The sequence below is a fragment of the Kitasatospora sp. NPDC048296 genome, assembly GCF_043201815.1.
Taxonomy (GTDB): domain Bacteria; phylum Actinomycetota; class Actinomycetes; order Streptomycetales; family Streptomycetaceae; genus Kitasatospora.
This window is the reverse complement of sequence record NZ_JBICZB010000057.1, coordinates 42162-52492: the sequence shown is the minus strand read 5'-3', so window position 1 is coordinate 52492 and position 10331 is coordinate 42162. Positions and strand designations below refer to the sequence as shown.

Here is a 10331-nt window from a genome sequence, read left to right as displayed (position 1 = left end):
GGCCATCCGGTGGCGGTCCAGGACGTGGTACCGCTGGCCTCCGGCGACAGCCGCGGACTGTCGGTGTTCTACGCCTCCTTCGGCGTGGTGCTGGCCGGCTTCCTGTTCTCGGTGGCCTCCTACCAGATCGCCCCGCGCCTGCCGCTGGCCGCCCGGGTGGCCTCCACCGTGGTCTTCGCGGCCGCGAGCGGCACGATGGTCGCGGTCATCGGTCACCAGGCCCTGCACGCCCTGCCGGCCGCGTTCATCACCGTGGCCGTGATCGCGGGCCTGTTGGCGATGGCCACCGCCACCGCGGCCGGAGTGCTGCTGCGGCTCTTCGGCCCCCTCGGCATGCCGGTGGCGTCGGTGGTGCTGCTGATCCTCGGCAACGCCACCTCCGGCGGCATCCTGCCGCCCTCCTTCCTGCCGCCCTGGCTGGCCCCGCTGGCGCAGATCATGCCCCCGGCTGCCGCCGTACGCGCCCTGCGCGGCGCCGGTTACTACCACTGCGCGCACCTGACCGGCGGCCTCGTCCTGCTCGCCGCCTGGATCCTCGGCTGCCTGGCCGTCCAGTACGTCCTCGACCTGCGGGCCGCCCGGAAGGCGGCGGCCGCGGTGTGACCGCTCCGGCTGTGCGGACGGCCGCCAGGAGGAACGTCGGCAGGGCCCCGCGGATTGACAATTCTGCGCGCGATACCGATCGAATGATACAAATTGATCAGACAGTGATTCGTGCGCGCGGCACGCGGACCTAGCCAGGGGAGACCATGACCGGCACGGCAGAGGAACGGCGGGCCACGATCGTGGAGGTGGTCCGAGAGCTGGGCACGGTCCGGGTCGTGGAGCTCGCCGAACGGCTCGGTCTGGCGGCCGTCACGGTGCGCCGCGACGTCGCGGCACTGGCTGACGCGGGGGAGCTGCACCGTTCGCACGGGTCGGTCTCGATGCCCTCCGGGGCCGCCGCCGTGCCGGAGGGGCGTGATCGCGTCGTGGGCATGCTGGTCCCCACCGTGGGCTCGTACTTCGACGAGATCATCGACGGCGCCCGCGCCGCCGCCACGGCCGTCGGGGCCCGCCTGGTGCTCGGCATCGCCCCGTACGAGGCCGGGGAGGACCGGGCGCAGGTGGACCAGCTCCTGGAGTCCGGTGTGGACGGCCTGCTGGTCACCCCCAACTGGCTGCCCGAGGGCCCCACCGGGCGCAGCGCCTGGATCTGCGAACTCCCGCTGCCCACCGTCCTGGTGGAGCGCCGCGCCCCCGCCGACAGCCCGTGCGCGGACCTGGACTCGGTCGGCTCCGACCATCACCACGGCGTCATGCTGGCGCTGCGCCACCTGGCCGGGCTCGGGCACCGCTCGGTGCTGCTGGCCGCCCGCATGGACAGCTGGACGGCGCACCAGGTGCGGGCCGGCTACGCGGAGGCCACGCGGCTGCTCGGTCTGGAAGCGCGGCCCGTGATCGACATCGAGCAACCGGGCCGCGACACGGAGGCCGTCGCCGCCCGGATCGCCGAGGGGGTGGCGGACGGCGTGCGCGCGGTGCTCGTGCACAACGACCAGGAGGCCATCCAGCTGGTGCCGGTGCTGCGCGCCCGCGGGCTGCGGGTGGGCGAGGAGGTGGCGCTGATCTCGTACGACGACGTGTTCGCCGCCTTGGCCGCCCCGCCGCTGACCGCGGTCGCCCCGCCGAAGCGTGCGGTCGGCGCGGCGGCGCTGGAGCTCCTGCTGCGCCGGCTCGGCAGTGGTGGTGAACTCCCGGTCCATCACCTGCAGTTGCTGCCGGAACTGAAGGTCCGCACGTCCTGTGGCAAGGCGGTCTGAGGCGGCGGTCCGGGGGATCGTCAGCGGAGCCGGGCGAGGTGGCGGGCGCCCGGCCCGAGCAGGGGCGCCAGCGGGGCGGCGTCCGGGAACCACGGGGCCTCGTACTCCCAGGACACCCAGCAGTCGGCCGGCAGCAGGCGCAGGCACTCGGCGATCGGCAGCACGCCCGCGCCGAGCGGCAGCGGGGTCAGGTCCTGCGGCCCGGCGATGTCCTTGACCTGCACGTAGCCGAGGTGCGGGGCGAGCGCGGCGAAGGTCTCCACGGGTTGCTCGCCGGCCAGGTGGGTGTGCATCAGGTCCCAGAGCGCGCCGACGGCCGGGTGGGCGACCAGCTGGAGCAGACGGGCCGCGTCCCGTCCGCCGCGGTGCGAGTCGTGCGTCTCCAGCAGGATGCGGACGCCGAGCCGCTGGGCCGTGTCGGCGGCCGCGGCGAGGCGTCGGGCCGCGCGGTGGTCGGCCTCCTCGGCAGGGCCGTTCCCGCCCTGCGGGAAGACGCGCAGATGGCGGGCGCCCAGGTCGGCGGCCAGCCGGAGCTGCCCACACAGCGCGCGGACCAGTGGCTCGTCGGCGCCGGGGGCGGCGATGCCGAGGTATCCGGCGAGGGCGAGCGGGGCGATGCCGAAGGCCGCGAGGGCCTCGCGGGCGTGGCGCCGTTCGGCAGCAGGCATGGCGGGGTGCACGGGTTCGCCGGGAGCACAGCGCAGTTCGAGGCCCTGCCAGCCGTGTGCGGCGGCGAGCCGCAGGGCCGTGGTGAGGGGCAGGCGGGGCAGGCCCAGGGTGGAGAAGGCGAGTCGCACGGGAGTCAGCGCTTCCGGAGGACGGTGACGAGGGGCGTGGTGCCGGGGGTGAGAAGGACGTGGTGCTCGGTGCCGTCCGGCCAGCGCACGCGGATCCGGGACTTCTCCGTGTCCACCGTGACGGCCTGGAACGGCGGGGCGGCTTGGAACGGCGGGGCGGCCTGGCCGGCGAGCCCGGCCGCGCTGACGAACAGCGCCGTCCCGCCCGTGGTGCGGCCGGTCAGGACGGGGACGGCGCCCACGCTGCCGAAGGCTGTGCCACGCGGCAGCCGGTGCGAGCACGCGGACGTGTACCCCTCGACGCCCTCCAGTGCCGAGGTCAGCCGGGTGCCGTCCGCACGGGTGGCGGCCACCCAGCCGCGCAGCCCGTCCTCCCCGTGCCGCGCCGTGCTGCCCGCCACCGCCCAGCCGCTGTGCCGAACCTCCGTACCTGCGAGGGCACCGGTGACGAGGTGGACATGGACTTCCCCGGCTCCGGCGACCAGGACCACCGAGGTCACGTCGACCCCCGGCAGTTCGGCGCCGCCGACCCGGGGGCGGTGGGCGGAGGCGGCCCAGCCGTGGCCCGCGCCGAGCGGTCGGATGCGGCCGCGCCGGCTGAGTTCGCCGTCGACGACCAGGCCGAAGTGGTTGTCCGGGGATCCGTCGTGGGCCGGGCCGGTGGCGGTGGAGTGGGCGAGCCGGGCGTACAGCGGGTTGTCGGGCAGGACCTGGTCGGCGGGCTGGTCGTCGCTGCCGTGGTTGTGCAGCCGGACGATGCCGTCGGCGGCGGTCGACTGGATCAGCCAGCCGGGCCGGGGGAGGGGGAGGACGGCGTCGGCCCGCTCGACGGGGGCCGGCTCCTCGGTGGCCGTCCACACCGGGTGCTCGGGTGGCAGGAGCAGACCCAGGAACCCCTTGCTCGCCCAGTACGGCGAGGCCGGGCCGGAGTACTCCTGGACCAGCGGCAGATGGCGACCGTGCCAGCCCAGGGTGAGCAGGTGGTCGTCGTCGAGCGCGCCGCGGTCGAGGAAGTGGCGCAGCGCGCCGGAGGCGAGGCGCCGGGTGGTGCCCGGTGTCAGTGGGGTGTGGCCGGTGAGTGCGCCCGCCCACAGGGGTGCGGCGGCGGCGAAGCGGTAGGTGAGGGAGCGGCCCTGGTGCATGGGGGCGCCGTCGGCGCCGAAGGTGTGGGCGTAGCCGTCGAGGTGGGCGGTCAGTCGCGGGCCGTGGCTGTCGAGCAGGGCCCGGTCACCGGAGAGGTGGGCGTGCAGCAGGGGGTAGAGGTGGAAGGCCCAGCCGTTGTAGTGGTCGAAGGCGCGCGGACGGCCGTCGGTGTACCAGCCGGCGCCGAGGTACCACTGCTCGATCTTCGCCAGTCCGCGGTCGACGGCGGCCTGGGCGGAGCCGTCCTCGTCCAGGCCGGCCTCGACCAGGAAGCCGCCCACCGTGAAGGGGAAGAGCCACCAGTTGTTGTCGACCGGCGTGTGGTGCAGTGCACCGGCCAGCCAGTCGCGTGCACGCCCGCGGGTCTCCTCGTCGAGCCGGTCCCACAGCCAGGGGCGGGTGAGGCGCAGCGCGAGGGCGATCGAGGCGGCCTCGACCATGGGCTGGTTGCGGTCGCCGATGGCCAGCCACGAAACGGGGTCGCGATCGGTCAGGTCGAGGTCGGTGGTCGGGGTGCGAGTGCCGGCGGCGAGGCCCTCGGCGTAGCGGCGCAGGAGGCCGTGCGGGTCGTCGCCGCCGGCTCCGGCGATCCGGAAGGCGGCCAGCAGGAAGGTGCGGGCGTAGCCCTCAAGGGCGTCCGAGCGTGGCCCCGAGATGCTGGGGCGGGGGCCGGGCAGGGGGATCAGCGCGTGCTCCGGGCCCGCGTGCCGCTGTACGGCGGTCAGCAGCGTGTCGGCTACGGCCTCCCAGTGGGCCCGGGTGAAGCCGGTGCGAGGGCTGAGCGTCCGGTCTTCCGGAGGCAGCGGGATCGGGGACATGGCTGACGCTCCTTGGTGCGGGACGGCGGATCGAATCTAGGGGTGGTCGGATCGATCGTCAATGATCCTGACCGAATGATCCGCCGTGAGAGGTTTGCGAGACTCCATGGCCCTCTTGTTCTCAGAGGTTTTGGTGGGTCTTTCGGCCGGATATGAGCGATCACTTTAGATCATTCGATCCATCATGCTTGACTTTGATCGACGGCGGTCGCAGCATATCGACACCCCCAGGGCCGACCCCCATCCACAGGAGCCGAGTCATGTCCACCACCCCCCGCCGGCGCGGCCGCAGAACCCTGCGCTCGGCCGCCACGCTCACCGCCGTCGTCGTCTCGATGTCCTCCCTCGCGGCTTGTGGCAGCGGCGGATCCAGTGACAGCGCGGGCAGCGGCCCGGTCACGATCACCTTCTGGGGCTGGGCCAAGGGCACCCAGGACGTGGTGAACGCGTTCAACGCCTCCCATCCGGACGTCCACGTCGACTACCAGCAGATCCCCTCCGGCATCGCCGGCGGCTACGCGAAGCTCTCCGACGCGGCCAAGGCCGGCAACGCCCCCGACGTGTTCAACGTCGAGTACGCCGCCCTGCCGGACTTCGTCAGCCAGGGAGCCGTCCAGGACATCACCAAGCTCGTCACGCCCGACCTGAAGGCGAAGTACCTGCCGCAGGTCTTCCAACTCACCACCCTCGGCCAGCGCAACTGGGGCCTGCCACTGGACGCCGCCCCGCAGGCGCTCTTCTACCGCAAGGACCTCTTCGACAAGGCGGGCATCACCGCCCCGCCGAAGACCTGGGACGAGTACCGCGCGGACGCCGAGAAGCTCAGGAACGCGATACCGGACACCCGGATCGGCACCTTCTTCCCGGACGACCCGAGCCCCCTGGAGGCGATGTCCTGGCAGGCCGGGGCGCACTGGTTCACCGGGGTCGGCGACACCTGGAGCGTGGACATCGGCGGCGCCGAGACCAAGCGCGTCACCGACTACTGGCAGCAGCTGATCTCCGACGACCTGGTGCGCGTCCAGCCCTCCTTCAGCCAGCAGTGGACCGCCTCGCTGCAGAAGGGCGAGACCGCCGCCTACCTGGGCGCCGCCTGGGGCGGCGGCGTGCTGAAGAGCACGCTGGCCGGCACCCCGGACGCGGCCGGCAAGTGGGCCGTCGCCCCGATCCCGACCTGGGACGCCCAGCCCGCCAGCGGCATGCTCGGCGGCACCACCTTCGCCGTCTCCAAGAACAGCAAGAAGGCCAAGGCCGCGGTCGAGTTCGCCACCTGGGCCACCACCACGCCGGAGGGCATCAAGGCCCGCATCGCCTCCGGCGTCTCCTCGGTCTTCCCGGCCGCCCAGGACCTCGTCCCGGGCGCCAAGGCGGCCTTCAACACCGACTTCTACGGCGGCCAGGACATCTACTCCGTCTTCATCGACGCCGCCAAGTCCATCAAGTCCGACTGGCAGTGGGGCCCGGCCATGAGCGTCACCAACAGCGCGATGGCGGACGTCTTCGGCAAGCTCGGCCAGGGCGGCACCGTCCAGCAGGGCATCGACGCCGCCCAGCAGGGCACCGTCGCCGCCATGAAGAACCGCGGACTCAAGGTCGCCGCCCAGTGACGCTGAACCAACACGCGGCTCCGCCGCGGGGCACCACCACCGCCTCCTCCCGGGCCGCCACCGTCAGGCGGCCCGGGAGGCTGGGGGCCCCGGCCCTGCTGCTGGCCCCCTTCCTGCTGCTCTTCACCGCCGTGATGCTGGTCCCGATCGGCTACGCGGTCTACCTGAGCCTGTTCACCGAACACCGCTCCGGGCTGGGCTTCGGCGACAGCGAGACCGTCTTCACCGGCCTCGGCAACTACGCCCGGGCCCTCGGCGACGACGCCTACCGGGCCGGCTTCCTGACCATCGGCGAGTACTGCCTGGTCTACATCCCGGTCATGCTCGGCCTGTCCCTGGCCGTGGCCCTGCTGCTGGACTCGGCCCTCGCCCGCGCCAAGCGCTTCTTCCAGCTGGCGCTCTTCCTGCCGCACGCCGTCCCCGGCATCATCGCCGCGCTGATCTGGACGTACCTCTACACCCCGGGCATCAGCCCGGTGCTCGACGCGCTGAACTCGGCCGGCGCCCACCTCGACGTGCTCGGCCACCCGCTGTCGGCCGTGGTCAACGCGGCCGTCTGGGAGTGGACCGGCTACAACATGGTGATCTTCTATGCCGCCCTGCAGGCCATCGGCCGCGAGGTGCTGGAGGCCGCCGTGATGGACGGGGCCGGGCCGCTGCGCACCGCGCTGAGCATCAAGCTCCCGCTGATCCGCGCCTCGATCACCATGGTCGGCCTGTTCACCGTCATCGGGTCGCTGCAGCTGTTCACCGAGCCGATGATCCTGCGCGGCGCCGCGCCCGCCGTGACCAGCACCTGGACGCCCAACATGTACGCCTACACCGCGGCCTTCGACCACAACGACTACGGCCTCGCCGCGGCCTCCTCCGTGCTGTTGGCCCTGCTCGCCGCCGTGCTGTCCTACGTCGTCACCCGGGCCACCCGTGGCCGGTCCGAGCGCCGAACGGAGGCCCCGGCATGACCACGCCCTCCCTCTCCGGGCGCCGCGCCGCCGCCCTTCCCGGACGAACCGCGCGCCGCCCGTGGACCCTCTCGAAGGCCGCCGTCAACGGCGCGCTGGTCCTGGCCACCGCCTACACCCTGCTCCCGCTCGGCTGGCTGCTGACCGCCGCCGCCAAGAACACCCCCGACCTGGTCGGCGGCAACACCCTCACACCGGCCAACTTCCACCTCGGGCGGAACCTGCACGACCTGGCCACCGCCGACGGCGGGATCTACTTCCGCTGGTACCTCAACTCCCTGCTCTACGCCGGGCTCGGCGCCCTGCTCTGCGCCTTCGTCTGCGTCTGCGCCGGCTACGCCTTCGAGGTCTACGCCTTCCGCGGCAAGGAGAAGCTGTTCGGACTGGTCCTGCTCGGCGTGCTGGTGCCCACCACGGCGCTCGCCCTGCCGATGTACCTGCTCGCCTCGAAGATCGGTGTCGTCAACACCTTCTGGGCCGTCTTCGTCCCCAGCCTGGTCAACCCCTTCGGGGTCTACCTGGCCCGGGTGTTCTGCGCCGGGTACGTCCCCGGGGAGGTGCTGGAGGCCGCCCGGATGGACGGCGCCGGTGAGCTTCGCACCTTCTGGTCGATCGGCCTGAAGATGGTGATGCCGGGCTTCGTCACCGTGTTCCTGTTCCAGTTCACCGCGATCTGGAACAACTTCTTCCTGCCGCTGGTGATGCTCTCCGACAGCAGGCTCTTCCCGGTCAGCCTCGGTCTGTACTCCTGGAACACCCAGACCCGCGCCTTCCCGGACTCCTACCCGCTGGTCGTCACCGGCTCGCTGCTCGCCGTCGTCCCGCTGGTCGTGGCGTTCGTCGCCCTGCAGCGGCACTGGAAGGCCGGCCTCACCGCGGGAAGTGTCAAGTGACCGTTCCGACCGTCCACGTCGACGACTCCCCGGAGATCCGCGTGCCCCACCCCCCGACCGTCCCCGACCCCGGGCCGGCGTCCCGCGCCGGTGCCCGGCCCCGCCCGCGCGCCGTCCTCGCGATGCAACCCGGGCTCGTGGAGCGGCTGTTCGACCGACGGACGCTGACCCGGCTGACCCAGCTCGCCGAGCTCGACCCCGGGCTCGTCCTCGACGACTTCACCACCTCCGAGGCCCGCGCCGCCCTGGGCGACGCCGAGGTGATCGTCAGCAGCTGGGGCTGCCCGCCCCTGGACCGCGCCGTGCTCGACGCCGCGCCCCGGCTGCGCGCCGTCATCCACGCCGCCGGGTCCGTCAAGCACCACATCACGGACGCCTGCTGGGAACGCGGCATCCAGGTCGCCTCCGCGGCCTGGGCCAACGCCCTGCCGGTCGCCGAGTACACCGTGGCCGCCGTGCTGTTCGCCAACAAGCAGGTGCTGCGCAGCAGCGCCGACTACCGCGAACTCCGCGCCGGGTACGACATCCTGGCCGCGTACGGCACCGCCGGGAACTACCGCCGCACGGTCGGCATCGTCGGCGCCTCCCAGATCGGCCGCCGGGTCCTCGAACTGCTCCGCCCGTACGACCTGGACCTGCTGCTGCACGATCCCTACCTGGATCCGGACGAGGCCGGCGCGCTCGGCGCCCGGCTGGTCCCGCTCGACGAACTGTGCGCGCTGAGTGACGTGGTGAGCGTCCACGCACCCCAACTCCCGGAGACGCGAGGGCTCATCAGCCGTCACCGGCTCGCCATGATGAAGGACGGGACCACGCTGGTCAACACCGCGCGCGGCGCCCTGATCGACCAGGACGCGCTGACCGGCGAACTGGTCACCGGGCGTCTGAGCGCGGTGCTCGACGTCACCGACCCGGACGTTCCGCCCGAGGACTCGCCGCTGTACGAGCTGCCCAACGTCCTGCTCACCCCGCACGTCGCCGGGTCGCTCGGCACCGAGCTGCACCGGATGGCCGTGGCGGCCGCCGACGAGCTCGCCTGCTACGCCGCGGGCCTGCCCTTCGCGCACCCGGTGCTGCCGCAGGATCTGCCTCGATCTGCCTGACGATCCGTCAATTCAACTTCCGCTCAACCACCTCGTGAAAGAGGAGTGCCATCCATGTCCCGCAGGGTAATCGGCGTCGTGATGAACGGCGTCACCGGTCGCATGGGCTACCGCCAGCATCTGGTCCGCTCGATCCTGGCCATCCGTGAGCAGGGCGGCCTGGCCCTCGGCGACGGTCAGGTGCTGTGGCCCGAGCCGATCCTGGTCGGCCGCAGTGCCCACAAGCTGAAGGAACTCGCCGACCGGCACGGGCTGGAGCACTGGACCACCTCGCTGGACGAAGCGCTCGCCCACCCGCTCGCCGAGGTCTACTTCGACGCCCAGCTCACCAAGGTGCGCGAGGCGGCCATCCGCCGGGCCGTCGCGGCCGGAAAGCACATCTACACCGAGAAGCCGACCGCTGAATCCCTCGACGCCGCCCTGGAGTTGGCCCGCCTCGCGCGGGAGGCCGGGGTGTGCAACGGCGTGGTGCAGGACAAGCTCTTCCTGCCCGGACTGCTCAAGCTCAAGCGGCTGGTCGACGGCGGATTCTTCGGGCGGATCCTGTCCGTGCGGGGCGAGTTCGGCTACTGGGTCTTCGAGGGTGACTGGCAGTCGGCGCAGCGCCCGTCCTGGAACTACCGGGCCGAGGACGGCGGCGGCATGATCCTCGACATGTTCCCGCACTGGCGCTACGTGCTGGACAACGTCATCGCCCCGGTCCGCTCGGTCTACGCGCACACCGCCACCCACATCCCCTCGCGGGTGGACGAGCAGGGCAACCCGTACCGGGCGACCGCCGACGACGCCGCGTACGGCATCTTCGAGCTGGAGGGCGGTATCACCGCTCAGATCAACTCCTCCTGGGCCGTGCGGGTCGACCGCGACGAGCTGGTGGAGTTCCAGGTCGACGGCACCGAGGGCAGCGCCGTGGCGGGCCTGCGCAACTGCCGCTTCCAGCACCGCGCGGCCACCCCCAAGCCGGTCTGGAACCCGGACCTGCCGGCGACCGAGCCGTTCCGCGCGCAGTGGCAGCAGGTGCCGGACAACGACGAGTTCGACAACGGCTTCAAGATCCAGTGGGAACTGTTCCTGCGGCACGTCGTCACCGGTTCGGAGTACCAGTGGGACCTGCTGGCGGGAGCCAAGGGCGTCCAGCTCGCCGAACTCGGCCTGCGCTCCGCCGCCGAGGGCCGCCGCCTGGACGTGCCGGAACTGGAGATCTGA

General features: G+C 72.5%; 8 protein-coding genes and 1 pseudogene. 7 read left to right on the top strand and 2 right to left on the bottom strand.

The features are described from left to right. Positions 1-603: pseudogene (locus tag ACGF12_RS28045) on the top strand (ABC transporter permease); the annotation flags it as partial. Positions 604-749: 146 nt separating this feature from the next. Next, positions 750-1802, top strand: coding sequence for a substrate-binding domain-containing protein (locus tag ACGF12_RS28040; protein ID WP_393035703.1), 1053 nt, complete (start codon positions 750-752; stop codon positions 1800-1802). A gap of 20 nt (positions 1803-1822) precedes the next feature. On the opposite strand, the gene ACGF12_RS28035 is transcribed toward ACGF12_RS28040, so the two are convergent. Both ACGF12_RS28035 and ACGF12_RS28030 read right to left on the bottom strand, forming a co-directional pair. Next, the gene (locus ACGF12_RS28035) at positions 1823-2599 is read right to left on the bottom strand and encodes a sugar phosphate isomerase/epimerase family protein (protein ID WP_393035700.1); all 777 of its coding nucleotides are present in this window, start codon (positions 2597-2599) and stop codon (positions 1823-1825) included. Positions 2600-2604: 5 nt separating this feature from the next. Then, positions 2605-4560 (bottom strand): DUF2264 domain-containing protein, encoded by a 1956-nt coding sequence (locus ACGF12_RS28030; protein WP_393035697.1) that lies wholly within the window; start codon positions 4558-4560, stop codon positions 2605-2607. Positions 4561-4820: 260 nt separating this feature from the next. Between ACGF12_RS28030 and ACGF12_RS28025 the strand changes: the two genes are divergently transcribed. The 5 genes from ACGF12_RS28025 (at position 4821) to ACGF12_RS28005 (ending at position 10331) form a co-directional block, all read left to right on the top strand. Continuing rightward, entirely contained in the window at positions 4821-6167 is a 1347-nt protein-coding gene (locus tag ACGF12_RS28025) for an ABC transporter substrate-binding protein (protein ID WP_393035694.1), read from the top strand. A gap of 2 nt (positions 6168-6169) precedes the next feature. Then, positions 6170-7129: a carbohydrate ABC transporter permease gene (locus tag ACGF12_RS28020; RefSeq protein WP_393035709.1), complete on the top strand. Its 960-nt coding sequence runs from the start codon at positions 6170-6172 to the stop codon at positions 7127-7129. Then, positions 7126-8022, top strand: a complete 897-nt coding sequence (locus ACGF12_RS28015) for a carbohydrate ABC transporter permease (protein WP_393035691.1) — start codon at positions 7126-7128, stop codon at positions 8020-8022. Before ACGF12_RS28020 ends, ACGF12_RS28015 begins: the two co-directional genes overlap by 4 nt. A gap of 122 nt (positions 8023-8144) precedes the next feature. Next, positions 8145-9125, top strand: a complete 981-nt coding sequence (locus tag ACGF12_RS28010; protein ID WP_393035706.1) for a hydroxyacid dehydrogenase — start codon at positions 8145-8147, stop codon at positions 9123-9125. Positions 9126-9179: 54 nt separating this feature from the next. Further along, complete coding sequence (locus ACGF12_RS28005; RefSeq protein WP_393035688.1) at positions 9180-10331, top strand: Gfo/Idh/MocA family protein; 1152 nt, start codon at positions 9180-9182, stop codon at positions 10329-10331.

Bases quoted from the DNA above. Each gene is read 5' to 3' on its own strand.
- ACGF12_RS28040 (WP_393035703.1), top strand. From the start codon at position 750: ATGACCGGCACGGCAGAGGAACGGCGGGCCACGATCGTGGAGGTGGTC.
- ACGF12_RS28030 (WP_393035697.1), bottom strand. From the start codon at position 4,560: ATGTCCCCGATCCCGCTGCCTCCGGAAGACCGGACGCTCAGCCCTCGC.
- ACGF12_RS28025 (WP_393035694.1), top strand. From the start codon at position 4,821: ATGTCCACCACCCCCCGCCGGCGCGGCCGCAGAACCCTGCGCTCGGCC.
- ACGF12_RS28015 (WP_393035691.1), top strand. From the start codon at position 7,126: ATGACCACGCCCTCCCTCTCCGGGCGCCGCGCCGCCGCCCTTCCCGGA.
- ACGF12_RS28010 (WP_393035706.1), top strand. From the start codon at position 8,145: ATGCAACCCGGGCTCGTGGAGCGGCTGTTCGACCGACGGACGCTGACC.
- ACGF12_RS28005 (WP_393035688.1), top strand. From the start codon at position 9,180: ATGTCCCGCAGGGTAATCGGCGTCGTGATGAACGGCGTCACCGGTCGC.